24 protein-coding genes and 1 pseudogene are annotated in these 26,929 nt (G+C 62.1%); 9 read left to right on the top strand and 16 right to left on the bottom strand.

Going from position 1 to position 26,929, the window contains the following annotated elements:
- Positions 1-49: 49 nt before the first annotated feature.
- Positions 50-688 (top strand): XRE family transcriptional regulator, encoded by a 639-nt coding sequence (locus tag HGP14_RS28950; RefSeq protein WP_168833354.1) that lies wholly within the window; start codon positions 50-52, stop codon positions 686-688.
- Positions 689-772: 84 nt separating this feature from the next.
- Positions 773-1,303: an RES family NAD+ phosphorylase gene (locus HGP14_RS28955; protein ID WP_312862214.1), complete on the top strand. Its 531-nt coding sequence runs from the start codon at positions 773-775 to the stop codon at positions 1,301-1,303.
- A 31-nt stretch (positions 1,304-1,334) separates the two neighbouring features.
- On the opposite strand, the gene HGP14_RS28960 is transcribed toward HGP14_RS28955, so the two are convergent.
- The 4 genes from HGP14_RS28960 to traA are packed head-to-tail and all read right to left on the bottom strand — an operon-like array spanning position 1,335 to position 7,263.
- Positions 1,335-1,946: a TraH family protein gene (locus HGP14_RS28960; RefSeq protein ID WP_168833311.1), complete on the bottom strand. Its 612-nt coding sequence runs from the start codon at positions 1,944-1,946 to the stop codon at positions 1,335-1,337.
- A gap of 16 nt (positions 1,947-1,962) precedes the next feature.
- Positions 1,963-3,129, bottom strand: a complete 1,167-nt coding sequence (locus tag HGP14_RS28965) for a conjugal transfer protein TraB (RefSeq protein ID WP_168833312.1) — start codon at positions 3,127-3,129, stop codon at positions 1,963-1,965.
- On the bottom strand, positions 3,119-3,685 hold the full coding sequence (gene traF, locus HGP14_RS28970; protein ID WP_168833313.1) for a conjugative transfer signal peptidase TraF: 567 nt from the start codon (positions 3,683-3,685) through the stop codon (positions 3,119-3,121). The genes HGP14_RS28965 and traF overlap by 11 nt, the downstream gene beginning before the upstream one ends.
- Positions 3,682-7,263 carry a Ti-type conjugative transfer relaxase TraA gene (traA, locus tag HGP14_RS28975; protein WP_168833314.1) on the bottom strand — a complete coding sequence of 1,194 codons (3,582 nt, stop codon included), beginning with the start codon at positions 7,261-7,263 and terminating at the stop codon, positions 3,682-3,684. Before traA ends, traF begins: the two co-directional genes overlap by 4 nt.
- Before the next feature lie 253 nt (positions 7,264-7,516).
- Here traA and traC point away from each other — a divergent pair, with 253 nt between their 5' ends.
- The 6 genes from traC to HGP14_RS29005 all read left to right on the top strand — a co-directional run bounded on the left by traC (position 7,517) and on the right by HGP14_RS29005 (position 11,117).
- The gene (traC, locus tag HGP14_RS28980) at positions 7,517-7,789 is read left to right on the top strand and encodes a conjugal transfer protein TraC (protein WP_168833315.1); all 273 of its coding nucleotides are present in this window, start codon (positions 7,517-7,519) and stop codon (positions 7,787-7,789) included.
- Between the two features lie 4 nt (positions 7,790-7,793).
- On the top strand, positions 7,794-8,006 hold the full coding sequence (gene traD / locus HGP14_RS28985; protein ID WP_168833316.1) for a type IV conjugative transfer system coupling protein TraD: 213 nt from the start codon (positions 7,794-7,796) through the stop codon (positions 8,004-8,006).
- Positions 7,996-9,948, top strand: coding sequence for a Ti-type conjugative transfer system protein TraG (traG, locus tag HGP14_RS28990; protein WP_168833317.1), 1,953 nt, complete (start codon positions 7,996-7,998; stop codon positions 9,946-9,948). The genes traD and traG overlap by 11 nt, the downstream gene beginning before the upstream one ends.
- An 18-nt stretch (positions 9,949-9,966) precedes the next feature.
- Positions 9,967-10,218, top strand: a complete 252-nt coding sequence (locus HGP14_RS28995; protein ID WP_246704646.1) for a hypothetical protein — start codon at positions 9,967-9,969, stop codon at positions 10,216-10,218.
- A gap of 153 nt (positions 10,219-10,371) precedes the next feature.
- Entirely contained in the window at positions 10,372-10,680 is a 309-nt protein-coding gene (locus tag HGP14_RS29000) for a WGR domain-containing protein (RefSeq protein WP_168833318.1), read from the top strand.
- On the top strand, positions 10,677-11,117 hold the full coding sequence (locus HGP14_RS29005) for a thermonuclease family protein (RefSeq protein ID WP_168833319.1): 441 nt from the start codon (positions 10,677-10,679) through the stop codon (positions 11,115-11,117). The genes HGP14_RS29000 and HGP14_RS29005 overlap by 4 nt, the downstream gene beginning before the upstream one ends.
- A gap of 351 nt (positions 11,118-11,468) precedes the next feature.
- Here the strand turns inward: HGP14_RS29005 and HGP14_RS29010 are convergent, their stop codons facing one another.
- Complete coding sequence (locus tag HGP14_RS29010; protein WP_168833320.1) at positions 11,469-11,639, bottom strand: hypothetical protein; 171 nt, start codon at positions 11,637-11,639, stop codon at positions 11,469-11,471.
- A 313-nt stretch (positions 11,640-11,952) separates the two neighbouring features.
- Positions 11,953-12,264, bottom strand: a complete 312-nt coding sequence (locus HGP14_RS29015) for a DUF736 domain-containing protein (RefSeq protein ID WP_011654735.1) — start codon at positions 12,262-12,264, stop codon at positions 11,953-11,955.
- Between the two features lie 446 nt (positions 12,265-12,710).
- Here HGP14_RS29015 and HGP14_RS29020 point away from each other — a divergent pair, with 446 nt between their 5' ends.
- Entirely contained in the window at positions 12,711-12,887 is a 177-nt protein-coding gene (locus tag HGP14_RS29020) for a hypothetical protein (RefSeq protein WP_168833321.1), read from the top strand.
- 22 nt (positions 12,888-12,909) lie between these two features.
- On the opposite strand, the gene HGP14_RS29025 is transcribed toward HGP14_RS29020, so the two are convergent.
- The 10 genes and pseudogenes from HGP14_RS29025 to HGP14_RS29070 all read right to left on the bottom strand — a co-directional run.
- Positions 12,910-13,836: an ArdC family protein gene (locus HGP14_RS29025; RefSeq protein ID WP_205927394.1), complete on the bottom strand. Its 927-nt coding sequence runs from the start codon at positions 13,834-13,836 to the stop codon at positions 12,910-12,912.
- A gap of 302 nt (positions 13,837-14,138) precedes the next feature.
- Positions 14,139-14,723, bottom strand: coding sequence for a hypothetical protein (locus HGP14_RS29030; protein ID WP_168833323.1), 585 nt, complete (start codon positions 14,721-14,723; stop codon positions 14,139-14,141).
- A gap of 404 nt (positions 14,724-15,127) precedes the next feature.
- A complete protein-coding gene (locus HGP14_RS29035) occupies positions 15,128-15,409 on the bottom strand; it encodes a hypothetical protein (protein ID WP_168833324.1) in 282 nt (93 codons plus the stop codon).
- Entirely contained in the window at positions 15,406-16,290 is an 885-nt protein-coding gene (locus tag HGP14_RS29040; RefSeq protein WP_168833325.1) for a DUF7007 domain-containing protein, read from the bottom strand. The genes HGP14_RS29035 and HGP14_RS29040 overlap by 4 nt, the downstream gene beginning before the upstream one ends.
- Before the next feature lie 83 nt (positions 16,291-16,373).
- Positions 16,374-18,077: a ParB/RepB/Spo0J family partition protein gene (locus HGP14_RS29045; RefSeq protein ID WP_168833326.1), complete on the bottom strand. Its 1,704-nt coding sequence runs from the start codon at positions 18,075-18,077 to the stop codon at positions 16,374-16,376.
- 536 nt (positions 18,078-18,613) lie between these two features.
- Positions 18,614-23,716, bottom strand: a complete 5,103-nt coding sequence (locus HGP14_RS29050; RefSeq protein WP_168833327.1) for an Eco57I restriction-modification methylase domain-containing protein — start codon at positions 23,714-23,716, stop codon at positions 18,614-18,616.
- Positions 23,717-23,802: 86 nt separating this feature from the next.
- The gene (locus HGP14_RS29055) at positions 23,803-24,405 is read right to left on the bottom strand and encodes a DUF1419 domain-containing protein (RefSeq protein ID WP_168833328.1); all 603 of its coding nucleotides are present in this window, start codon (positions 24,403-24,405) and stop codon (positions 23,803-23,805) included.
- A gap of 125 nt (positions 24,406-24,530) precedes the next feature.
- Positions 24,531-25,307, bottom strand: coding sequence for a DUF3991 and toprim domain-containing protein (locus HGP14_RS29060; protein WP_312862213.1), 777 nt, complete (start codon positions 25,305-25,307; stop codon positions 24,531-24,533).
- A 205-nt stretch (positions 25,308-25,512) separates the two neighbouring features.
- Entirely contained in the window at positions 25,513-26,493 is a 981-nt protein-coding gene (locus HGP14_RS29065; protein WP_168833329.1) for an IS5 family transposase, read from the bottom strand.
- 58 nt (positions 26,494-26,551) lie between these two features.
- Positions 26,552-26,929, bottom strand: a pseudogene (locus tag HGP14_RS29070) (IS6 family transposase); the annotation flags it as partial.

Genomic DNA, 26,929 nt, shown 5'->3' on the forward strand with positions numbered 1-26,929 from the left:
GTCCATGGCTTTTTTCCTGGCGACAGGCGCCGGTGCGCTGCCGGAAGGTATGAGTGGCTTCAAAATCAAAGTTCCGGATAGTGCGACCAAAGTCCTGTCCGACAAGCCCAAGCGCGTGCAGGCACTGCTGCAGCAGTATGGTCAGGCGATTTCCAGGAGCCGCACCGCCGGCAGACGTGTGAGCTTTCGCGTTGACGTCGATCCTGAAGGTGAAATGGTCGTAAGTCCCGTCGAAGAGGAAGCAACGACCATCCCTGCACTGTCTGAAGAGGACAGCACGCCGGATGCTGAACTTGAGCAGGCTCTTGCCGCAGCCCGGGAACGCGGACGCTCGAAAGCAGCAGAAATCCTCGCGCGCGTCGATATGCTCAGCGCTGACGAATTTGCCCGCCTCCTCGGAACGACGCGGGTGACAGTCAATACCAAGCGGCAAAACGGTCAGGTGCTCGGACTCGACGGCGCCAAGCGCGGGTATCGCTTCCCGGATTGGCAGCTCGATTCCAATGGCAAACCGTTTGTAGCACTTCCCATCCTCCACGAGATGCTCGGCGGAGCCTGGGCTGTCTATCGCTTCCTGGTCCAGCCCCATGGTGAACTGGATGGTCTGACGGGGCGCCAAGCTCTGGAGCGTGGACGAAGTAAAGAGGCGCTCGCGGCAGCGGAAAGCGTTGGGCGAGATTTCCGGTAAATGGGAAATGCACTACCGCCCGCCGGCTTCGAAACAGCGAGCCTGCATCTACACGTCGTTGCGCCCGGCTCAAGGTTCGGCCGCATCTACCTCGGTAGATACCCGGATCCGCTCGGCTTCGGAAAGACACCGAGCCGCTTCAGCGACCCGCGGCGCCGAAAGCCCGCCAATCGCTTTGGCGTGCTCTACATGGGCGACACCGTCAAAGTCTGCTTTCTCGAAGCTTTGCTAAGGGATCAGCGCGATGGGTTGATCGGTGATCTGCCAATTGCCGAGTCAGAGTTACGTAACCGGCAGTTTACACAGATTGAGGTGATCGACCCACTGACGATGGTTGATCTGCGCGACGACGGAGCGATCAAGATGGGCGTGCCGACGGATGTGGCAAAATCCTCCAAGCAATCCCTTGCTCGCGAGTGGGCTGTCGCATTCCATGAACATCGAGATCATGTCGACGGCATCATTTATCCCTCGAGGCTAAACGGGCACACGAATCTTGCAGTGTTCGATCGATCCATCGGCAAGCTGAAGGCTGTCGGCGCGACAAGGCTGATACGGGCGCCGGGTCTCGCGAATGTGCTCGATGACCTGAACGTTGCGATTATCAATCCCTGATCCGTCGCCGCGTTCAGTATTGATCGATAAGTCATTTCTGACCGCCGATTCTCGACAGATCGATCCTGATACCCGCCGATCCGATATCGTTTGCGCTTGAGGGCTCGGCCTCGCTTTCAGCCGGCGCGGCATCAGCAGGCTCCGCCTCCACCACCTTCGCCTTGTCGTCCTCTTCGGGTACTGCACCCCCCGGATCCTCGGCTTGAAACACGCCTTGGCCCTCGAACTGGCCTGTGTTCCAGGCGTAGACCGCATCGTCGAAGATTTGCGGAAAGACCTCAACGTTTGTGGGGTTGCCGTACCATTTTCTTACGATCCGAAGGATCTTGGCGAACATTGCAGATCCCTTTCGGAGGTTCTTGCAGGGCTCGACCAGATCGGAATTTATCTCGGAGGTATCCTTGACGCCGACACCGGCCGGAAACTGCGTCACCCCCACCCGGACCACCGCCTGGCCGACATACTGCCGAACGATGCCCATGGCCTCGTCAGGGGTCTTCGGCTTGGGAACGAGGATGAGACGGCCGCCCGATTTGAGGGTGACAGCAAGTGGGTCGTCGGAGCCGACCGCAGACACGAACTGCTCGACAATAGTGGGCTTGAGCGCCGGATCGGCGCACTGTTTGATAAAGGCAGGGTCCATGACAATGGCTCCAAAGTCAGGTGTTGAAAGACATAATGAGGGGCTTGTCGAACAGCCGTGCCCAGGCTTCGGTGCTGGCGCGCTGAATGGCGATGATGGAACTTCCTTTGGTCCACCAGTCGTTCCCGACGGCTATGATGAGATCAGGGCCATGAAGCATCGACTGCAGGACAGGCCAGATGATCAGCTGCTCGTAGCAGATGAGTGGGGCCACGCGCTGGCCGCCAACGGATACGATCGGATTTGCGAAGAAGTCCGCTCTGGCTCCTCGACCCTTTCCGATCAGTGGGAACCAGGGCTGCCACATCGAGCCAGGCACTGGCATGCGTTCCCGATAGAGGATCTCATTGCCGCTGGCCGAGACGCGAACCAGAACATTGTCATATCCTTCCCGATCGACGACAGCCGCGCCGGCGATGACATTCAGATCGACGGCGGCGAGCTGCTGCCGCCATAGGCGTTCGACCGACGGCGTCCAAAACCCGAGAGCGCTTTCAGGCAAAAGCATGTAGGCGGTGTCGGGCCGACGCTGTAAGCGAAGCGTTGCAACAAGATCACTATGCCGAGCAAGACTGTTATCGCGACCCAGACTATTTCCGAGCTGCAAGTCGACGCCCTGCCAGCCCCGCCCTATGTCCGGTGCGGTCCAGAATGCGGCGGACCAGAGCCAGAAACCTACGAGGGCTATGGCTGCAGCCGGTCGATATCGCGTCGTCATAACCGTGAGACCGGCTGTCACTGCCGCCAATCCCACCCAGCCCCATCCTGGAAAGAGAACGCCTGCCGCTGTGATTGGATGGGCCCAGCCGACAATGCCGAAGGGTGGAAGGGCCATGAGGACCATCGCGATCGTATATCGCAGGCCTTTCCAACCCCCGGACTGACGCGACCATAGTACGGCGTGAACGAAAACGAAGCCGCTTGAGGCGACCAGCCACAGGATCAGCCCCGGCCAGATATCTGATTGATAGAAGGCAGCCACGCCTTGCGGCAGACCGCGCGACGCCGCCAGAAAATAGGCGGCCGAAACGACACTCGCGGTGCGACGACTGCATGCGAGCGACCAAAGCGCCGGAAATGCGATTGCTGCAGGAAGCGCCAGTAGATGTCCGCTCCAGCCGATAAATCCAATCGTGGCAGAAGCCAGAGCGAGGGAAAGAGGCTGGAGCGAATCAGGGCGCATAGGTGAGCACCTGCTTTGCAAGGCCGAGGACACCGGCGGCTGGGACCGGCCCGAAATATCGGGAATCCCAGGATCCGGGAAATGGCGAATGGAGGAACAGAAAGCCGGCTGGAACCGTCCCTCCGGCGTAAGGGCGCAATGGACGCCCCTGGCCGTCCTGAGACACGAGGTTCGAGCTTGCGATCTGCCGCCCATCGATCGCAACGTCGCCAGCGATCTCGATGTGCTGGCCGCCGACTGCAGCCACCGTTTTGATGAGGGGGCCAAAGCCGCCCGGGCACAGGCCCGCGCGAAGGTAGCCTCTCTCAAATCCCTGGGAAACAGTGTCGGTCTCCGGTGGGCAGACGAACACCAGGTCGCCGACCTGAACAGGGCGATCGAGAGCCGCAACACGCCAGAGTCCGAGCGGCTCGCTGGGCGTGGTGTTGATCCGCAGGCCACCGATGGACCCACCGAAGATCACCGCAAGGGCAACGCCACATGACACCGCGAAGAGAGCGAGAGCCGGGCGCCTTTGGCGCGCAGCGGCAGAGGTGTGGGAGATGAGAGACGTCATTTCAGCGACAGTCCTTTCGTCTGGGTCTGCCGCATGGCTTCCGCCTGCTTGAGAGCCACAGCTGTTCGCTCATGCGCAGCCAATTGCTGGACGGTCCGGATCGTGTCCCAGGCCGATCGCAGCTCGTTCTTCTGGGCCGGCTGCATACCCGCGGACGCTGCCCCGAACGCCTTCCCGTCAGCTGTCTTTGCCGCGAGCGGCAGGAAGGTTCTTTCCCCGAAGCGTTCCGACACGGCCTTGGCAAAACCTTCGAGCTCAACCTTCACCATCTTGTCCGCCAAGGCGAACTCGAGACCGGCGGGGATATCGTTTCGATCGATCGCATCGCGCACGCGCTCGAGCACCTGCTTTGCGGATGCGGAGAGAGCCGGAATGTCGAGCGAGAGCTTGGTGCGCACCGCGCGTTCCTCGTCCTCATAGCGGCTGGCCGCGTCTGCGCGTTTCGCAATGAAGCCCTGCAGATCGCGGGCAAGGGCAGGCGCGTTGACGAGTGCTGTATCGCGGGCCTGCTTCTCGGCGCTCCCCGCAAAAAGACCGGTCTTCCCCTTCAGCGCGCCGAAACTTTCCGGACGCTCGGCAATGCGCGCAATCGTCGTTGCTGCTACCGTCCCGTTCGCCAGCATCGCGTCGACGTTGACTGCCTTGAAGGCGGCCTGCGGATCCGCAAAGACGTGATGGAAGCGAGCGGAAACCTCCTGCCAGCTGTCCTTCAGGCCGGGGTCGGCCGAGAGCCTGTCTTCGACCGCCTGACCGATCGATCTTGGGAAGGTTGTCGTGCCTGAGACCATGGGTTTTGCCTCCTTGATTGCAGATGTTGTCGATACGGTCGATCTCGCTCCGCAAAGGCCGAGCTTTGCCGCGACAGCGACGAGACGCGCGCCAAGCTCGGCGAGCTTCGACGATTGACGAACGGTCCATTGGAGCTGATCATGCGCGATGGTGCGGGCGACATTCATCAGATGGAGGCCACGCGCCTCCGCAAAACGCAGCGCCGCGCGATAGTGCGAACCGTCCTGATAGTCGAGCGTCGTTTCCTTCGATCCGGCACGCGAGAGCTGCTCATGGAGCCGTGCCATCGCCAGCTCTGCGATCGGCACAACCTTCCAGGAATTGCGGTCGACCTCCTTGCCATCGGGGAGCGTGACGCGTTGCGATCCGATGTGTTTGAGGCCGATGCGATCACCGATCATGGCCTCCGACGCATCCATCGCCCGCGCGAGATCGACACCCCAGACGGTTCGCTCCTGGCCATCGGCATAGCCGAGCGTCACGTAGTAGCTGTCCCGGTTGCCTGGCTTGTGCTCGTAAGGCGCTTCGCCATGGGCCAGCAGCACGCCGCCACGCCGTTGCGCGAACTCTTCCAGCCCGACATAGAGCTCCGCCGTCTCGCGGTGACGCGTCATGGCGACATAGGACAGGTGCCGGTCCAGCGTGCTCGACGCCAGCACCTTGACGCGATCGACAGTGGCGCCCTGGCTCTTGTGCACCGTGGTGGCATAGCCGTGATCGACATTGGCGTAAAAGCGCTGCTCGACCACGACCTGACGGCGGTCTTCGCCATCGCCGATGTCAGCAACAATCCGTCCCGGCTGCGCCTCGACAACCCGCGCCAACATCCCGTTCTTGACGCCGAGCGACCCTTCATTCTTCAGGAAGACGATCTGATCGCCGGCCGCAAAATACCTCGTCCCGTCTTCCGTCTTGAACGCATGGCCAGTCTCGATCAGCCCACGCTCGACGAGCTTGTCGCGCGCCATCTCGTTCAACAGACGAACATCGACACGGCGATGGGCGAGGATCAGGGTCGCCTTGGCCGGATCGTATTCACGGTCCCAATCGGAGACCAGAGCGGTGATTGCCTCGTCTCTCGTCCAGCCGGTCCGGACCATGCCCCGCTGCGCGTAGGCGTCGAGCGCGGCCGACACGTTTCCACGCGCCAGATCAAGGGAGGCATCGCGCATCCAGTGTTCCCGCTGGCGATAGATCGTCTCGAGTTCCGCATAGCCGATCCGCTCGGAAATGGCGCGGAAGGCAGCGCCGGCTTCGATCGGCTGCAGCTGCTCGGGATCGCCGACCAGAACGAGCTTCGCACCGGACAAGGTTACCGCTTCGACGAAGCGTGCCATCTGCCGAGACGAGACCATTCCGGCCTCATCGAGGACGAAGACGGTCTTGTCATCAAGCCGGTCTCGCTCCTGATCCCATCTCAGCTCCCAGGCGGACAGGGTGCGGGAGACAATGCCGGCTTCCTTCTCCAAACCTTCCGCCGCCTTGCCCGCAAGCGCACCGCCAACGACCCTGTAGCCGGCCGCCTCCCAGGCTTCACACGCCGCCTTCATCATCGTCGTCTTACCGGCGCCGGCACGGCCGATCACAGCGCCGATGCGCTCCGAACCAGTGACATGTTCGATCGCAGTTTTCTGCTCATCCGACAGGCGGTCGTGGCGAGAGAATACGCCGTTCAGTACCGCTGGCTTGACGGCATGCGAGGATCGCTGCGACAGCCAAATCGCCTGATTGGCCATCTGCGCTTCAATGCGGATCAGCTCCCGCGTCGTGTATTTCGCCGGTGCCCTGACGCCAGTGACGAGATCCATGCGCTCACGGTCGAGCCGCAGCGTCTGCGGCCTCTGCAGGATCCGCGCCATCAGGTTCTGGAAGAGCGCAGCATCGTCGATATAGCGATAGAGAACCTTCGCGATGTCACGCTCGTCGAAGACGCTCTTCTCGCGGGTGATGAGGTCCAGGACGATCTCAGGATTGCGCTGGATACGCCTGATATTCTCGGCGCGCCTCTCCTCCTGCAGCTCCAACCGCTCGAGCGCGACTTTCTCTTCCCCGGCGTCGCCTTTCCGTTCGATCGCCTTCGTCCCGACGCCGAGGTGGATGGTCGGCGTTAGCTCGATCCCTTGCTTTTCGAAGGACCGTCCATCGACACGAATGTCGATTCCCGCAAGGGCCAGATGCCGATTCTGACAGGCGAACCAGCCATCCCGAAAAGCATTGAAATCGTCGGCTCCGCCGGCCCAAAGCTCATAGACGATCTTGCCAGCATCGTTACGGACAGGGTTGCCATCCTGTCCCAAGACCGCGACCTTCTTGGCGCCAAACCCGTCCTCGGTCAGTGGCCTCAAGGTTGTCATCAGGTGGATGTGCGGATTGCCCGGCGCATCGTGGAACACCCAGTCGGCGATCATACCCCTGGCGGTGATCTGCCGCTCGACGAAATCGCGGACGAGCGCGATGTTCTGATCGGCGGTCAGCTCGATCGGCAGGGCAATGGTCACATCCTTGGCGAGCTGCGCATCACTCCGCTTCTCGAAGGCCTCGACCTTGTTCCAGAAGGCTTCCGATGCGCCGGAAACCGAATGATCGGCGATCATCTCCTGCAGCCATTCCGGTGCGTCTTCAGGAATGGCGAACTCCTCATGCAGCAGCCCTTGCTTGCGGCTGTAGTCGATCGTCCTGGCTTCCCGCTCGAAGTCCATTTTGGCGCAATGCCGGTAGGCCGCCGACAGCACAGCGCTGCGGCCGGAGCCGCGGGCAACGATGCTGACTGAGAAATGCGGGACCGCCACGGCGAGAACGAGCTCCTAAGATCGAACAAAATCAGACTGTTCGTCGGGAGCGCAAGGCCCCGCCAGGGCCTTTGAGCAGGGCGTCGCGTCAGCGACGTATAATTGCGCCCTTGGATCCGCTCCTTCGGAACCGCGGGATCATTCGCCAAAAGCTAGCGCTTTGGCGAGGTGCAACATTGCACCTTTCCAACGGAAGAAAATTCGGGGCAGGGTCTGTGTCCATCGGACTATCAGCAACGAGGACGCCACGCCCATGAAGAAGCCAACTGCCAAGATCCGTGAAGAGATTGCTCGCCTGCAGGAGCAACTCAAACAGGCTGAAACACGCGATGCCGAGCGCATCGGGCGCATCGCGCTACGTGCGGGGATCGGGGAGATCGAGATAGAGGAGGCTGATCTTCTGTCGGCATTCGAAGAGGTCGCCAGCCGGTTTCGCGGAGCAACGAAACTCGCGCAGGGGCGCAAGTCCGCGACCACGCCGCCGAACGGCGCTGGCGAGGCTGCGGGCCAATCTGCGGAGGCTTGAGCGAATGCAAAAGACGACGGCGAGCGAAGCCCGCAAGAAGGACGCGCGGGAAAAGATCGAGCTCGGCGGCCTGATCGTCAAGGCGGGCCTGCGTTATGAGAAACGCGCGCTCTTGCTCGGGCTGCTGATCGACGCCGGCGCGCGGATCAAAGCGGACGATGCGGAGCGAACGCGTCTGAGTGAGCTCGGCGCAAAGGCATTCGCCGATGATGCCTAAGAGGATCCTTGTCGCCGCCATTCCAGCCGTGGCCATGCTGGCAATTGCGCTGAGCCTCCCCGGTATCGAACGGTGGCTCGCCGCATTCGGAACGACGGATCAGGCAAAGCTGATGCTCGGGCGGATCGGGCTCGCACTGCCCTATACGCTCGCCGGGGCATGCGGGCTCATGTTTCTGTTCGGCACGAGGGGATCGGTCAATATCAAGACCGCGGGCTGGAGCGTTGCCGCGGGCGGTTTTGGTGTCACCGCCGTCGCACCGCTTAGGGAGGGATCGCGCCTGCTGGCTTTTGCTGGCCAAGTCCCCACGGGAAAGACGCTTCTGTCCTATGCCGATCCTTCGACCATCGCAGGAGCAGCCACTGCGCTGCTTGCGACATTCTTCGCGCTGCGCGTTGCGAGGATGGGCAATGCGGCGTTTTCGCGAAGCGAGCCGAGACGCATCCGGGGCAAACGCGCCCTGCACGGAGAAGCGGACTGGATGACGATGCAAGATGCCGAAAAGCTCTTTCCGGAAACAGGAGGCATCGTCATAGGCGAGCGATATCGTGTCGATCGCGACGATCCGGCCGCCTCGTCGTTTCGAGCCGGTGAGCCGACGACCTGGGGAAGGGGAGGTTTCGCACCGCTATTGTGCTTCGACGGCTCGTTCGGTTCATCGCATGGGATCGTTTTCGCCGGTTCAGGTGGTTTCAAGACGACCGCTGTCACGATCCCGACCGCGCTCAAGTGGGGCGGCTCGCTCGTCGTGCTCGATCCGTCCAACGAGGTGGCGCCGATCGTGATGGAGCACCGGCGCAAGGCGGGACGGCGCGTCATCGTCCTCGACCCTAGAAACACCGGCTCCGGCTTTAACGCGCTCGACTGGATCGGTCGTCATGGAAGAACCAAGGAAGAGGATATTGCGGCCGTCGCGTCTTGGATCATGAGCGACAGCGGCCGCGCGACCGGCGTTCGCGACGACTTCTTTCGCGCATCCGGTCTTCAGCTCCTGACCGCGATGATCGCCGATGTCTGCCTGTCAGGGCATACGGATATGAAGCACCAGACCCTGCGCCAGGTTCGCGCCAACCTCTCCGAGCCTGAGCCCAAGCTTCGCGCCCGCCTTCAGGAGATCTACGACAATTCAGCGTCCGACTTCGTGAAGGAGAATGTCGCCGCCTTCGTCAACATGACGCCGGAGACCTTCTCTGGCGTCTACGCCAATGCGATCAAGGAAACGCATTGGCTAAGCTATGCGAACTACGGCGCTCTGGTCTCCGGCTCCAGCTTCTCGACCGAGGCGCTGGCCGATGGTGAAACCGACGTCTTCATCAATATCGACCTCAAGACTTTGGAAACCCACGCCGGTCTGGCGCGCGTCATCATCGGCTCCTTCCTCAACGCGATCTATAATCGCGACGGTGCGATCAAAGGCCGGGCACTCTTTCTCCTCGATGAGGTGGCAAGGCTCGGTTACATGCGGGTGCTGGAGACGGCACGTGATGCCGGCCGGAAATATGGCATCACGCTCACGATGATCTATCAGTCGATCGGCCAGCTGCGGGAAACCTACGGCGGTCGCGACGCGTCCAGCAAATGGTTCGAGAGCGTCAGCTGGATCTCGTTTGCGGCAATCAATGATCCGGAAACAGCCGATTATATCTCGCGCCGATGCGGCACGACGACAGTCGAGATCGACCAGGTCAGCCGCAGTTTCCAATCGCGCGGGTCGTCACGAACTCGCTCGAAACAACTCGCCTCCAGGCAGCTGATCCAGCCGCACGAAGTTCTTCGCATGCGTGCTGACGAGCAGATCGTCTTCACAGCCGGCAACGCGCCATTGCGATGCGGCCGCGCGATCTGGTTCCGTCGACCGGACATGAAGTCATGCGTCGGCGAAAACAGGTTTCAGCAGCGAGAGGCGAGCACCGATGATCCGGTTCCGCCCGAACCAATCTGACCGCAGGAGGATCCGGCAATGCGATATTGGGAAGCCTGTGAGGCGCAGGTTCCGGCTGAAGACGCGATTGAAGAATGCCGCATCCACGACGTGGCGGCGGCCGTCCGAGAAGATGACAAAGCATTGATCGATGAAACCACTGACGAGGTCATTGCTCATGCCGATGAGGAGGGGAATATTATGGCGCAGATATCGTCGGCTATCTCGGGCACTAATCAATCCTGCCGCGAACGCGAAAGGATCGTGACCCGAAAGGGCGGAGACCGCTAGCGGGCTTCGTTCGCCGTGGCGAATAGAGCCGTACGCCGAAGGCGGATCGCCGAAGACCTGACACTTAGAATGCTTCACGAGATTGAATCGATCACGCGAAACCGATTCATAATTGTCGTTGGACTGCAGACTCAGCACGCGCGATTCTCGGTCATGATCGCACAGCCCTACCAGCTTTATGTCGAACGCAAGGACCGCGCCAGGAACATGGCTCGCTACTATGCCATGTCGATCGAGGCCAACCTGTTCGGTGAACTCTGCCTTACCCGGCGATGGGGGCGGATCGGCACCAACGGTCAGACATTGATCCACCATTTCGAACGGGAGCAGGATGCGGTTGCCCTCTTCCTGGACCTGACCCGACGGAAATGCGCTCGAGGCTATCGACCACGATCAACCCCTGCCCGCGAATCTGATAGTTTCGCTCCTTCTACCGTCATCGAGCTTGAGGCAATCAGGTGAAATCAATTTGGACTGGCGTCATTTCCGTCTCTGTTCTGCTAGGGGCCCCCTTGCTTGTCCCGCATGTTGACGCGGCGTATTCCGGTCAACCGGCGACGTTCCCCAAATGTGCGTCCGGCGCGCGTCACAACTGCGTCGTCGATGGTGATACACTGTGGATCAGCGGTCAGAAGGTGAGGGTTGCGGATATCGACGCCCCTGAGATCATTACGCCGAAATGCGCGTCGGAACTGGCACTCGGCGACAAGGCAACAGAGCGGTTGATCGAGCTCGTCAACGAGGGGCCATTCCAACTCCAAGCGTGGCCAGGGCGTGATACGGATCGGTACGGCCGCAAGCTTCGGGTTCTCGTCCGGGACGGGCGCAGCCTCGGCGACCGGCTGGTTGCGGAAGGCTTGGCGCGGACCTGGTCGGGCCGGCGCGAGCCATGGTGCTGAGGAACAGGCCCGCCGGAGCGGGCCGGTGGCGCCTTGCCGAGAGCACGAAGGCGGCGGCCGGTGAGGTGTAAGAATTTTGCGAGCTGTTGCATATTGTTTCTCCTGTGATTGCGTTTCATCGCGGGGATGAGATGCGGATCGGGAAGGAGTGCTGCATCGGAACGACCGCAGCGAAGCGGAGGACCTGAGGACGACTGAATTTTGGCTCGCGAGGAAGCCGAAGGCGGGGAAAATTCTGGCGGCATCAGGTTGCGGCGCGACGCTCGAGACGCACCATCCCTGATGTCGATGAAATTGGATTACAGGAGAACCGCGACAGTCGACGAACACGAAAGCCGTATCGGTTGCCCCTCAGTGAGGAGGTTCCCGATCGAGGGTCTCGTTCCGCAGGGCGACGGCAGCCGCAAGCTCCGCCTGAGCGACATCCAGTTCGGCTCGGATCTGGCGACGCTCGCCGGCGTCGCAGGCGTTACGAAGCTCGGCCCGCAGTTCCTCAATTTGGATTTCAATGTCGTAGGTCATCGTCTGATCTCCTTGAGTGTGAAAGACGACCACCTCGGCCGGGAGGGGATGGCGGGGTCAGGGATCGCGAGCGACCGGCAGAGCCGGGGAGTGGGGGAGCCGATTTTCGGAAGGCGCCGCAGGCGGCTGGAGAAAATTGGGGGAACCGCTCATCCTTGATGCCGGCATGCGCGAGCGGCACACTTCCAGTTTCTGAGCAGCTATCCCTCCCTCTCGTCTGCCACCAAAAAAGCCGGACCAGGCTCAATGCCTGATCCGGCTTTAGATCTGCGCCGAAGGAATGACCCCGCCCTCTCGGGCGGGGTCGGAATTCTTAGTCCCGGTTCGGGCGGGACCAGATCAGCTGGTAGCCATCTTCGCCTTCGACCTCAGAGAGCGTCGCGTAGATCGGAGCGGGGAAGCTCGGGTCGTCAAGCTTGACTGAGAGGTAGTCGCGGTCGGTCTGCTCCGAGCGCTTCTGCCAGGCGGCGCCGAGTTCAACGGCTCCCGCGAAGATGCGGAACTGCGGACCCTTGTCGGAGGGATTTTCGATGCGGGCGATGCGGGCCTTTACGTTGAGGGCGAGGGTGCGGATCGAGCCGGTGAAGCCGTTTTCGGTGGAGGTGAAGGTGCCGATGGTAGCCATTGCCGTATTCCTTTTCGCTGTTTCGGGCCGCTCCATTGCGGCCTCGATGGCAGTCGCAAAGGCCGGTGACGATCGGACCGCACCCGTAGGGCCGAAACATCGTGAAGGGCGGCGTGGAGAGACTTTCTTGTTTCGCGAGGAATGACGGCTTGAGCCGGCAGGGGATGAAAGTTTCGGAGCGCCGTTGCGGGAATACGAGCGAGGCGAAGCCGTTCTCCGGCCAGACATGCCTCATCGAGCCCGCGAATGGAGCCCTGTCGTCGAGGGAAACGGATATGACAATGGCGGCCGACAACACCCGGCCCCGAATTGACGGAGTACCGGATCGGCCAGATCACTGAGTTCACCATTAAGTCACTTCGTACTCGCAATCTCCCGGCCACCACGGCTTGCGGCCTCAATCCTTGTCGGTAGAGTTGCCCTGCGATTCGTCGCCTGGAGGATTTATGGCAAAGCAGACGAAACCGTTCATCGTCGAAATCAAGCAGTCCCGGAAAGTGAAGACCGGCGTTGAAAAGCCGTCGATCTGGGGTTCGTTGGATCTCCGGATGGCCGATGATCGCTCTCCGGAGTTGGACCGGACAGATGAACCGGTCGCCATCGTAGCTGGCGACCGTTCCTAGCGCATCAGCTCGTGCGGCCGTATCAGGCTGCCTCCCTGATTGCGGATCTGGTGGCCTGTAGGCCATGGAGAAATGCGACCGCGCGCTGCGCATGGGCCGCCGCCTGAAAGATCGCCCGCTTGTCATTCGCTAAAACTGACAGCCAAGACTGCAGGTATGACGCATGATCGGGCCGAGGCTCGAGTTCGGGCACGATTCCGAGGTCGGCGCAAAGAAAGCAGCTTCCGAGCTCGGCGATCAGCTCTTCCCTCGCCCGCTCGCTCTTATCTTTGGCGTAACGGGAGAGATCACGACCAACACGGTGTTCTGGCGCCGTCCAATGCGCGACTTCATGGCTCAGCGTCGCATAATAGCTAGCGGCATCCTTGAACGCGTGAAGCGGCGGCATCTGAATGAGATCCGGGCCAGGCGCATAGAAGGCTTGGTTGCCGCCGTGACGGATGATCGCACCGGTGTTCCGAAAGAACCGCTCCGCGCCTTCGATCCGTTCGAAAGGATCGGGCCGGGGCTCCGGCTGGTGATGGAAGTGGTCCGGCAGGCCATCGATTTGCTCGACATTGAAGACAGAATAGGCCTTGAGAAACGGAATCTCCCGGTCGATCTCGCCGCCGTTCCCATCCGCCTCGGACTTCGTAAAGCGGCTTGCAAAGACGACCGTCGAGCCTGTCTCGCCCTTGCGAACGGCAGCACCCAGTTCGATAGCCTGTTTAAATGTCATCCACATCGACGAGGCAAAGCCACGCGACATCTGCTCCGACCAAAGCAGGAGCACGTTCATTCCCGAGTAGGGAAGACCATTGTAGCGAAGCGGGCGCGTGATGCGGCCTTCGGTATTGGCGGCGCTCCATGGCTTCATCCAGGGGCGAGTGCCATCAGCGAGCTCCTCCATGATCCGGTCGGTGATCCGGCTGTAGATGTCAGCTCGCTTCGATTCCAAATTCCTGCTCATTTTCATCTCCATATGTTGGAACCGCGCCAATCGCGGTCCCGTCGCGCAGGCAAAAGGCAGGAGCCCTGGAGGCGGGGCCATGCACCGGAACGGCCTCAACAAGGTGGAGGACGGCGAAGCCGTTGCCTGGCGCCGGCGGCTCCTGCAGGCGGCAAGCGCAGACGGGCCGCACCGGCCGGATCAAACGAACTTTCATTTCCTTCCTTTTCACCCATTTGCCGAAAGGCAAAAAAATAGGCCGGTTCCCATAGGGACCGGCCCTGATCGTGCGAGAGCGGCGGGGCTTAACCCCGCCGAGGATTTCAATCGAAAGCGGACATCTGAGCTTGGGCAGCCTTGCGATCCACGGAATGTCCAGGGTTTTCGACCGGGCGATCGAAGGGCTTCCAGCTCTCGCCGACGACGTGCTTGTAGGCTGCGACGGCACCTTCAGCTGCCGTGCGCAGCGCATGGGCCTGGATACCCATGTCGGCTGCGAATTCCCGCTTGCGGTGCGCGGCACTATCGTAGCCGACGGGACCATCGAGGTCCTCGTCACGGGCATCGTTTGCCGCCTTGGCGGTGGCATCGCGCGCTTCCGTGACGGCCTTGCTGTAGAACTGACCGGCACCGTGGGCGGAGCCGACATAGGCGCCGACGATCCGCTGGAGGTGGATCTGCATGGCGCGCTCGCTAAGGCCTTCGCCGAGAGCGTCCGCGGTCTCGGAGATCAACCGTTCGTGGAGGTCGCGGATCCCGTCGCTGTCGATGACGGCTGTCCCGAAGCTTTCGGCGATCTTGAGCGCCTGGGCGCTGTCTGGGCAGGTGAGGCGAACCATCTCGACGGTGGCGCCCTTGCGGAGTTGGACGACGCGAGCGGAAGAGCGATGGGTTGCGGGCTTTGCCATGGTGGTCTCCTTGTCGGTTATCCCGAGGCTCTCGAACCGGCTTCCTGCCGGCCCTTCCTCGGGTGCGGTCGACCAAAGCCGGCGAAAGACGGGCGGTTTCACAAGTCCGGATGCCCTGACCGAGCGAATTGACTTTGCGGGCACGCGGGGCACCAGCCCTGCACGGGATCGCGAAGGCGGTTTGCGAGAGGAGGGGAGGAAGGCCGCCACGCGGCGCGACAGCGACCTTGAAACGACCGGCAGCAGGCTTAAGACCGTCACAAACCCGAGGCAGGTGCGGCAGGGTGCGAGGTGGATGACGGAACGACGCTCGAGGACCACAATGATAGCCCGCGCCACGATCTCAACCGACGATCCGATCCACGGGAACGCCTGGAAGCTGTACGCCCGCCGCACCCTGTTGCTCAGCGTACGATCAAGCGGATTGGGCAACCGGCCTCCTCGCGGCTCCCACCCTCCATCATGGCGTCGAGTTCCGCCCTCCGCTCAAAAGCAAGGCGGTTTGCATGGTCCATCAGCACAGCCCGGTGGGATCGACCGTGATACCCGCCACTTCGGCCGCGCGAGCGGGCCAGCACTCTCGCCGTCACGGCCAACCGCTTCGCGCGATGCACGATCTGGCGCTGGATACGATCGAAATCTTGATGCGGAACTTCATCGGCGATCGGCCGGTACGTCGAACTCATGCCGCCGACCTCGACCAGCCAACGAAGGAGGACGGCCCGTCATAGGGCTGATGTCGCGCCTCATCGATGACGTAGCCGAAAGGACCACGACTGGCATACTCGTTGCTGTCAACGAGATATCGCCGCTCGATTTCGCCGATCGATCGTTCAGTGCCGTAGCGCGCGATCACCTCCGTCATCCCGGCGTGGTGCCCCGACAAGATCGCCGACGTCACGATCCAATGGTTTGCGTGGATCCTTTCGAACTCCTGCCGGTCCTTGCCCCGAGACGCTCCTACCCCGAGCGCTCGGCCGTGAACCGTCTCCCAAAACTCTGGCCAGTGGTGTCGGATGGTTTCCTCTGCGGCCCGCCGCTCGTAGCCCGTGAACAGGTCGGGAAAAGCATTGGCGACGGCTGCCCATTCCACATCCTCCTCGTACCAGCAGGTCTCGTTTCGGAGAGCTGTCGGCACGGCCAGGTTTCGGTCGGGAGAAAGATGAAAGCCGCCATGGCCGGCGGTGACATGAGACACGATCCCCGAACCGTAGATCGTCGCCATCTGTGACATGCCCCAAGGGGTGCTGCAGGCGATGCGTGCCTGGACCCGGCCGAGATCGTGCAGATCGCGCTGATGCTCGGCAGTTTCGATGACACGGGCGATGAAGGCAGCTTCGTCTGCGAGACTGCCGTCATGACGGTAGAAATCGCCACGTCCGAGGCAGGAAAGCGGGCGGCTTTCGCGCCACAAGGCGCTCGCCAGGAAGCTGCCGGCGGGTGTGGTGATCATGGCGAGCACAAGATCGCGCGTGCGCGCCACCGGAAAACCCTCGGCGCTAAGGCTGAATTCTATGCCGAGCGCATCCGCGATCGGGTTGTTCTGCTGTGGGAAATGCGTGGACATTGGAAACTCCATATGTACCGGAAACAGGAAGCGCCGCCGGGGGTGCCGGCGGCGCGATCGGGTCGGGACTTGTGGCTGGCGCGCTACTCCGCGGCGATGCCGTAGGCAGTCTCGCGATCGTCGAGATCGCCCTCGGGCGCATCGTCGGCGGCTGCGCCTTCCGCGTCCTCTTTCTGGGTCAGCCCAGCATCCTCATCCTCTTCAGATATCTCGGCATGACGCAGCAATGCCATGATCTCCTGAGGGTCCGGGGCGAACAGAGCGCTCGGATGAACGAGACTTGCATCCCCGGCAAAATGGTCGACGAGTGCCGAGCGGGTATCGCGAACACGCGCCTTCGGATCGACGCCGGCATCCGCCGCCGCAAGCTCAAGAGCCTGACGCGATAGGCACGCGAGGAAATCCTCATCGCCCATGTTCGGCAGGTAGGTATCGGCGCCAATTGCCTCGCCTGCGATGCGCGAGACCAAACCACTGTTCGACATGCCGCGCCGGCACGAGAGGACGTCGATCAGCGCAGCGCGGGCGGTGACGCGAACGGTGTCCATGTCGAACGACAGGCGACCATCTTCCGTGAAGAGGCGAGCGGCATGTCGCCCGAAGCGAGCGCCACCATAAAGCGCCCCGCCGGCGCCGGAATCGACCCGGACATTCAAACCGGCGAAGGCGAGCACGAGGAGCGCCATCAGCATGTCGTCCTCGATCGGCGCACGGGCGAGCGCGTCGTGCAAGGCGTCGGTGCGGAAGTCACCGATCATATCCAAGCCCTTCTGGGTGACATCAGGCCGCTGCTTGGCCGTCGCGCTATCGTCGGCGACGTCAGCACCATCGGACGTGGCCGTCTGTCCCTTGGCCGGCTTCGTCTCGGGCATCCGATAGTGCACCGACTGCACCTTGCCATCGCGATCCAGGTAGAGACCGGTGACATCGCCCTTGCCTGGCTTGCCGTAAACACGCTCCGCCTTCTTGGGCAGTTCCGGCTGGCCCCAGTTGTTGACCTCGACGATCGCGCCCTTCTTCGGCAGATTGTTGGTCATCCACTCCTGCTGGGCGCCGAGGAAGGCTTCGACATTGGTGGTGAAGCGATTGTCCTGGTCGGCGGAGCCGAAGAGATCGTCGGCCCATTCGATGCCGTAGGCTTCCCGCAGGTCATCGCCAAAGCTCGCATCGCGCGCGTACATGCGGGTTTTCGAGAGGCCGTTGGCGATCTGCCACCAGGAGGCGGTGTCGCCCTTCTTCGGCTTGTTGGCTTTCCAGACCTCCTTCTGATCCTCGAGCGATGCTGCCGCGATCGTGCGCAACTGCTGTTCGTTCGGCATGTCGCCCTTTGCCATCTGGTCGAGCATAACAGGCAGAACGTTGGCGAGCAGACGCAGCTTGCGGATCTGGCGGACGGGAAGGGAAAGCGCGACAGCAACCGCTTCCTCTGTCCAGCCGAGTCCGACCAGTCGCTCGATACCCCGCCACTGGTCGACCGGGTTCAGCGGTTCGCGGGCAATGTTTTCGACCATCGAGCGCATGGCGCCATTGTCCGTGGCGGCATCGCTGACGACGACCTCGATCTCGTCGAGGCCGGCTTCGATCGCGGCTCGCACGCGGCGATGGCCGGCCTGGATCAGATAACCGTTGCCGCCATCGGCTTGCTGCGACACGACCGGCGGCTGGATGATGCCGACGGCTTTGACGGTCGCCAGCAACAGCGCATCTGCCGGCGGCGAGGATTTCGACTGCCTGATATCGTCGGGGTTTGCGTTCAGCGCACGGGGATCAATCTTGAGGATCTGCATGGATCTTGCTCCTTGTCCGGTAGGGAGCGGCAGGCTTGCTGCTCCTTCATGTCCTCTTTCCTTCTCGAAGACACCTCCCGAACCGCGGGGCGGGCGGCACGTCGCAAATGCGGTCGAGCAGCCCTGGCGTAACGCGCCAGCACGGCTCACAGCCATGCGCAGCGCGAGGGGCAGGGGTGAGGAGACCGCGATTGAACGCCAGTGGCGGCGGGCGGAACGCCCTGCGATCGACCTCCATCCCTTTTTCTCTCACCCTTCTTCCTATTTCCCAATAGCGCCATCGACAGCCCTGACGATCGCCATCAACGGCATTGGCTTCCAGGCAACCGTGAGATTGCGCGTCAGGCGATAGACCAAATGTGAGCCAAAAAAAATGGGCCAGCGGAAAGCCGCGGCCCATGAAGTGTGAAGGTCAATTAACCTCCAGAGGGGAACAGCTGCTGCGGCGGAACTGGGAGGAGGCCCGCCATGTGCATCAGCTGCAGGCTGTATGCCTGTTTTTTGACCAATTGGAAAACATTTATTGTGCAGTGCAGCTATGCAGCCGCGGCTTGGCTCGCTGGCGTTTCCACATCCGCGGCCAGAAGTGCCTCCAGCTCCTTCAATGCCAGTCGTTTGGAGGCGAGCTCTTCAGCAAAGCCAAACTGGCCGCCGTCACGCGAACGGTACGAGGCGAGCCGTCGATTGGCTTCATCCAGCCTCTGTCGATACTGGTCGCGCTCGTCTTCGAACCCGCAGAGGGCATGCTCGAGGCGAGCGATAGCGCCGAGCGGCGTCACGGTGACGGCCAGATCGATCTCGTAGTCCGAACCGGTGCGCTTCAGCAGGGTCGTGTAGTGATAGCCTTCGCCACGACCGTAGCGTCCGCCCTCAAAGATAAGATCGAAGCCGCCGATCGAGGCAAGCCGCATTTCACCCTCGTGCTGCAACTGGACCAAGGTCAGGATCTCCTTCATCAAAGCGCGCCCGGCGACTTTGCGATCGACATGACGATCTTCCATGACAGTCATCTCGAAGGCATCGGCTGTCGTCGGTACAAGCCGCGCAACATCCCGGCCGATATCGCCAATCCGACGGGTGGCCGTCTCGATCTCGCGCTCGGCGTCGCGGATCTGACGACGAACGGCGAACAGGTCGTCCTCATGGGCAGCGCGTAACCGCTCAAGCCGAGCGATATCAGCCTCCAGCCCCGCCTTCTGCATCAGGCGTTCGTCGCCCGAGGCGATTGCCTTGGCCATGGCGAACTGGTTGGCCGCCCCCTCGCCAAGATCGTCGAGCCGCCGGATCGATGTGTCGCCGGAAAGGGCCGCCGCAATGAAGCGGGCCTTACGTTCATTGTTCTGCCACATGGACGCGTCGAGCGAGCCTTGTGTGGCATAGGCGAAGATGTCGACCTCGTCATGCTGGTTGCCCTGGCGCACGATCCGGCCCTCGCGCTGCTCGATCTGCGAGGGGAGCCACGGCACATCGAGATGATGCAGTGCTTTCAGGCGAAGCTGCGCATTGACGCCGGTGCCCATGGTCTCCGAGGATCCGATCAGGAAACGGACCTTGCCGGCCCTGACGTCGCCGAACAAGCGCTGCTTGGCTTCGGTCTTCTTGTAATCCTGCATGAAGGCGATTTCGGTGGCCGGCACGCCGAGACGGACGAGCTCATCTCGGATCCAGCGATAGGCCGAGAAGCCGCGCGATTTCTCGACGTTGATGGTGCCGAGATCGGAGAAGATCATCTGCGCAGCACCCGGCAGGTCGAAGGGCTTGCCATCCGGACGCACGTAGGTGCGCTCTCTCGTCTCCTGCCAGATGCGGAAGGCGTTTTCGACCAGCAAGTTGAGCTTGTTGTCGGGCTCGTTGTCACCATCGGGATCGACGAGCCTCAGATCGATGGCGGCATGGCGGCCGTCGGTGATGACCGAGAGCAGGATATCGTCACCGGGCTTGGCCGGCCCCTCGCGTCTCTCGATCGCCTTGATGCGGGCGTCGAGGATCGTCTGGTAATTCTTGAAGGCCTGGGTTGGTTTGGCGGTCAGGATCTGCCGGTGACCGGTCGAAAGCTCCGGCACACGGACATACTGCTTGAGGTCCGCCGGCATGACGACGTCGGCGAAGCAGCGGAACATCGCGATCAGCTCGGGGACGTTGACGAAACTGGCGAAACGGCTCACCGGCTTGTACTTGCCTGATGGTTGGATCTCGAGTTCCGTGGTCGTGTCGCCGAAGGTCGAGGCCCAGGCGTCGAACTCGTGCAGGCCGCGCTCGTGCAAGGCCTCGTGGCCGAGCAGCCGCTGGACCGAGAACATCTCGCCGAGCGTGTTGGTAATCGGCGTGCCCGAGGCAAGCATGAGCGCCCGGCCAGGGTTCTTCGTCTCGATGAAGCGGGATTTGACGTAGAGATCCCAGGCGCGCTGCGAGCCGTTGGGATCGATGCCCTTCAGCGTCGACATGTTGGTGGCGAAAGACAGCTTGCGGAACTCCTGCGCCTCGTCGACGATGATCTGGTCGATACCGATTTCGGAAATCGTCAGGAGGTCGTCCTTGCGGGTCGACAGTGCTTCCAGCCGCTCCGTCAGCCCTTCCTTCAATCGCTCTAGACGCTTGCGCGAGACGCGATCCTCACTGTCGACCTTGGTGACCAGGTCCTCGTAGAGTTCGAGCTCGTCCCGGATCATTTGGCTCTCGAAAGCTGAAGGCACGGCAATGAAGCGGAACGCCGAGTGCGTGATGATGATCGCATCCCAGGTCGCGGTGGCCGCCCGCGACAGGAAGCGAGCCCGCTTGTCCTTGGTGAAGTTGGTCTCGTCGGCCACGAGGATGCGCGCGTTCGGGTAAAGCGCCAGGAATTCCCGTGCCGCCTGCGCCAGGCAATGGCCAGGCACGACCAGCATCCCCTTGGCGATCAGCCCGAGACGACGCTGCTCCATAATGGCAGCTGCCATGGTCATCGTCTTACCGGCGCCGACGGCATGGGCAAGGTAGGTCGAGCCGGCCGAGATGATCCGCCAGATGCCGCGTTTCTGGTGCCCATAAAGAACAAAGGCGCCAGAGGCGCCGGGGAGCTGCAGGTGCGCGCCGTCGAATTTGCGCGGTGCGATGTTGTTGAAGCGGTCGTTATAGACCCGCGCCAGACGATCGGTGCGATCGGGATCGGTCCAGACCCAGTTCTGAAAGGCCTCCTTGATGCGCTGCAGCTTGTCGCGCGCCGCCTCGGTATCGATGACATTCAGCACGCGGCGCTCGCCGTCAGCATCCTTGAAGGTATCGAAGATCTGCGGGACGCGGCTGTTCAAGGCGTCAGCAAGGAGTTCGCCGGCATGGCGACGGCTGGTGCCCCATTCCGAGGTGCCGATCGCGGAGTATCCGAGCTGCCGCGCCTCGACCGTCCAGGAGCCAAGTTCCGGCATGTGGTGGATACGGATATCGACCGCCATCGTCTCCCTGACGAAGGAGACGACGTCAGCCGCGGGGGTCCATGGAGCGCCGAGCCGCGCAGTGATGTCGGAGGGCCGGAGGTCGGCCGGCTGAACCTGCTGCAGGGCCCGCACATTTCGTGCGAAACGAGGATCGAGTGCCGTGGCAGCTTCGGCCTCCACGAGCTTGGTCCGCACCGCGCCGGAGAGATAGGCATCCGAGGTCTTCCACGCACCGTCGCTTGGATCCTGGAAGATCGCATCGCCGAGATCCGCGGTAACGGTGGAAACGTCCATATGCAGCAATTCGGCGATATGATCGAGGTCGACATGGCCACGTTCATTGAGTACGACCGCCAGCGCATCAGCCGCATTGGTGATGACAGGCGACATCGGCGGGGCGATCACACGGGTGCTGAAAATCGGACCTGGCTTCGCGGTGTCGGTCTCCAGATCGTAATCCTCGATCGAGGCGACCAGCCAGCAATCGGGATCATCGAGAAACGGCTGCAGGTTGGGCCGGCGATGGGTCTCGCGAACCTCGCCGGTTTCGGTATCTTCCTGGATCGAAACGGTCGTGTGGTTGATCGGCCCGAAATCCCGCACGAAGCTCGACCAGGCAATGCGAAGCCGGACCTGATGATCGCGCCTGGGGCGATCGGTCTCCTGGCCCTTCAGGATATCCCGAACCGCATCGCGGATCGGGATCAGCTTGGTGACGATACGGACGTGCTTTTCCGACAGACCGTCGCCAGTTCGGCCCTTGCGAATGGGAACCGCCACCGCCGCCCCGTCGACCACCTGCATCAGGCCGCGCGTGCGATCGAGGAAAAAACTGCCTTCGCGGATATTCACCTCGGGCTTCAGGTTGACGATATCGCCAAGCTCGACCTCCAGATCGATATCTATGGGGGTCGGCTCCCCGTCGTAGAGGCCTTCGGGCAGCAGGCCGATCGCCTTCGCCAGGTCCGCTTGCAGATCCTGCCCTGATGGCGCCAGGCAGGTATAGGTTTCGCCGAAGGGTCCGGAGGTGAGCGCATGGCTGCCAAGAAGGAAATCCGGATGGCGCGCGAACCAGCGATTGACCCGGATTGCACCTTCGTCTGCCGTGGCCGGTCGGATCTCGTCGACATCGAGCCAGGTCAGATCGCCTTCGGCTTGGCCAACCTTGCGCCTGCGGAAGAACAGGATATCGACGACCACGTCCGTACCCGCGTCGCAGCGAAAGCTGCCCTCGGGCAGACGGATCGCCGCCACCAGATCGGCTGACCTGGCGATATGCTCACGCGCCGTGGTGTCGGACTTGTCGAGCGTCCCCGAACTTGTGACGAAGGCGGCCAGTCCGCCGGGCTTCAGGAGATCGATCGAGCGGGCAATGAAATAGTCGTGCAGGCGCAGGCCGAGCGACCGATAGGCGCGGTCGGACCGCACCGTGCGATCGGAAAAGGGTGGGTTGCCGATAGCGAGGTCGAAGATCGGGGACAGATTGGTGCGCGAGAAGTCGCCGTTGATGATGCGTGCCCTCGGCTGCAACAGGCGGGCGATGCGGGCGGTCACAGGGTCGAGCTCGATCCCGGTGAAGAAGCTCGCCTCCCGCAGTGTCTCCGGGAGCAGGGCAGGGAAGAGCCCAGTTCCGATCCCGGGCTCCAGCACACGGCCGCCGCGCCAGCCAAGCCGCGTCAGCCCCGCCCAAATCGCCCTGACGATGAACTCCGGCGTGAAGTGGGCGTACTGCGTGCAGCGCGCAAAAGAGGCATATTCCTCGTCGTTCACCGCTGTCTCGAGCGAACTGGCAAGCTCGTCCCAGCCCTCCCGAAAGCTGATCTCGCCCGGGCGGCGAAACATGCCGTTCGCCAACTCCGAGGCGCCAAAACCGGTGAAGCGTATCAGCCGCTTCTGCTGGTCGCGTGTGACAGGCACGTTGCCGCTTTCGATCTCGCGCGCCGTCAAGATGGCCGCGACGTTGAGGCGGGCACGCTCCTTCCAGGTCGCCGCGAGACCACGGTCCCCGTCGTCGAGATAGAAGTTCGCTCGAAGACCCTGCTTCCGCGGGGCAGAGCGCGGCACCCTTCGGTTTGCAAAGGCCGGCGCCGGTGAAGGCGGTGTCGGATCGGGTTCGTCATCGTTGGCCGCAACGGGGTCGAAACCGCCGAAAGCCGTCACGCCGAGTCCGAGCCCGGACGAGAGGGCCGAGCTACCGAACATGTCGAGAGTAAAGGGATCATTGCTCATGAAAGTGCTCCTTCTAAACGCGAGCGCCATCGTCCGGTCGCGTCGCGACCGGTGTGATCGATGGGCAGATGAGGGGAGGGAACCGCTTACGCCGCGGCGGACGGCAGATGGCGTATCTGGACCGGTAGCTTGCCGGCGATCTCGTCATCGCTCAGGTCATCGAGCAGTTTCAGGATCGTGCCGTTGCCACCACTCCACAGCATGATCGTTCTCTGGCCCTGCATAGGTTTGGGGAAGCGATCGCCGGCATAACCGCGATAGGCGTCGGCCGTGCTGCTCCAGATATGTTCGAGGCGTTCCTCACGGGTCATCGCACGGATCGGCCGCGTCTCGCGGTCGAAGATTGCGACGCGCATGGCCTCGACCGAGCCTTGGTCGGAGAGATCGCAATAGCCGTGGAAATAGCGCGTCCGCCCGTCGATCCTGAGTGCGAAGAAAATGCTGGTGACCGAGCCCGTCAGAAATTCCCTGAGAGCGAAGATCGGTCCGCGCATCCACAATGGCGGGAGAATATCGAGCATGTAGTCGTAAAGGGCTTCGTCGATCTCGAACCATTCGCCGGCGTAGAGCGGGGCGGCGTCAGTCTCCCACCGATCCGGACGCTGATTATGGCGATCGAACAAGCGGAACATCTGCGGGCGGGTGGCGACGCCTTCAAAGATCTTGCGGATAGGGGAAACGGAATTCATCTGCGGCTCCTTTGGTGCTCTGGAAACCGAAGCCGATGGATCCTGGCGATCTCACCTTCCTCTTCAGTTTCTCGTGACACCTTCCGGGCCGCCGGCATCCCGCCTGGCCGGGTCAAGGGCCGGCTTCAGCCGGGCGTAGCCTCCCTTGATGCGGGCAGGCGCGATGCGGCACGCCTGTTTCCGTTTCCTGTTTTCGCTCTTTCCCTTTTTCTCTCCTGAAGCACCGCGTTCCAGTCCTCCGCTGTCGGACGGAGGCGAAGCCAGTCACCTCCGACCTCTTCGGCAAGACCCCGCAGCCGATCCGCGAACCTGTCGCCTTGAGGATTGGCGTCGGTGGCGGCCACCAGTTGCACGTTCTGACGTGCGAGCAGCTCGCACAGGGCGTCCTCCCCGGTCGGAGACCAACCGCCCCCAGTGCTGAGGTACAATGTGCCATCCCGCATCCCTTCGATCGCGGCGAGGCTCATCGCGTCTATCGCGGCCTCCGTGACGCAAAGCCGCGTCGCCTGCGAGGCACCGAACCGGAACAGAACCTTCGATCCGCCCGACGCGAACCCGCGCCAATCTGGACCGCGTTCCTCCCATCCCACGATGCGGCCGCTGCTGTCGGTATGTGCAGCCCACATACTCCCGAACGGTCCCTCGCGCAGGAGGTCTCCTTGCACCGCGGCGCGTATGACGTTGATCGGCAGAACTCGCACCCCGCACAGATAGCGCCATGCGTCTGATCCGTGCCCGAGAGCTTTGCGGGCATGCCAGCGATCGCTGACGGATGCCGTGCATGTTGCTCGCTCAGGTTTTTGCCACTCCGCCGACGAGAAGCTGAACCCGACCAACGCTGCAACGCGTGCGGCCCCTTCAGAAAAACCAACACCGTCGAGATGGCAGACAAGTGAAAACACGTCACCCTTGGCCTCGCTGAGCGGATCAAACCAGCCGCGGCCCTCATGCGTGACGATGATAATCTCTGCCGACCGACGATGTTTGACCGCCCGTCGCGTGCTTTCCTTAACATCGATCGCAAACCCGGATGTTTCGAGTACGGCGCCGCATAGCGTTGGTGCAGCGATCGGTTTGTGCCAGCAGTTGTGTCCATGATGGATTTAGTCAGTTTGCTTTCGCTTTGCCGCGGACGGATTCCGGGCGTCCGCAGGCGAGCATTCGGTTGAGAACGGCGACGCCGATGGCCACCTCTGTCAGTTGAGTGGGGCAAGAACGTGCCCGCAGGCGACGCCCGATGATCCCCTTGTATCGACTCATTGCCGTTTCAATTAAAGCCCGTTTGCCATAGCCGGTGGAGGCCTGCCATTTTAGCCGACCATCGGCCTGGATTGATGCGACATGACGATCCCGTTGGTTTACCGGCTCAGCCTCCTGTCTTGCCACGGCCGTTGCGCGCGGTGGAATGACGATCTTTGCTTCAGTACTGTGGCGCAGGACAGCGTTGTAGGTTGGATCCCCATCATAGGCGCCATCGGCGGTGAACCGGCCAATCTCATCGTCGATCTGGTCGAGCAACGGCGCCACCTGCGAGGCATCGCTGGTGTCCTGATCTGTCAACGCATGCGCAATGATCTCGCCACTGTCGGCATCAAGCGCCAGATGCAACTTGCGCCAGCCACGGCGGGACTTGGCACCATGCTTTTCTTCAAGCCATTGGCCTGCGTCATAGATCTTCAGCCCGGTGCTATCGACCAGCACGTGAAGTGGAGCATCTGGCTCAGCCCGTCGTTTGGCAGATGGTTTCCAGGTTCTTGCCCGTCGGCTGAGGGTCGTGTGATCGGGCACGGGCAGATCCAATCCCATCAGCGCAAGCACCGAACTCAAAAGCCCTTCGCTTTGGCGCAGCCGCAGTCCGAACGCTATGCCCAACATCAAGGTCGTCTCGATGGCGAGATCAGAGTAATGCCGCTGACCACCGCGTGTCGTTCGGCGCGGTGCAGCCCAACCCGACAGCGCCTCCGGCGTCAACCACAGGGTTAAGCTGCCGCGACGGCGAAGACCCGCTTCATACTCCCGCCAGTTCGCCACTTTGAATTTCATTTTGCCGATGCGATGTCGGCGGGAGGCGTTATGTTTATGCGGCATGCCGGTTCATTTACGCTGGTGTCGGTCGCAGCCGCTTAGATGGAAAATGTTGAAATTTGATCCGTGCACCAAAGTCACGCTTGGCCGCCTTGGCATTGCGGCGGCTTTGCACCAGAACCTCCAGGACGAAACCGTTCTGATCGACGGCGCGCCAGAGCCAGTGCTTCTTACCGCGGATCGAAACGACGGCCTCGTCGAGATGCCACTTGTCGCCGGGTCGACCAACTGAGCGGCGGCGGATCTCGCTGGCGAAGGCCCGCCCGAATTTCTCTGCCCAAAGCCGGACCGTCTGGTGCGAGACAATAATCCCTCGTGCCGCCAGCATGTCCTCGACCATCCGCAAGCTGAGAGGAAAACGGAAATAGAGCCAGACAGCATGGGCGATGATCTCGGGAGGAAAGCGATGGCGGCGGTAGAGTGGGTCACGGTCTGTCAT

This window comes from Rhizobium sp. P32RR-XVIII (assembly GCF_012641395.1).
Taxonomy (GTDB): domain Bacteria; phylum Pseudomonadota; class Alphaproteobacteria; order Rhizobiales; family Rhizobiaceae; genus Rhizobium.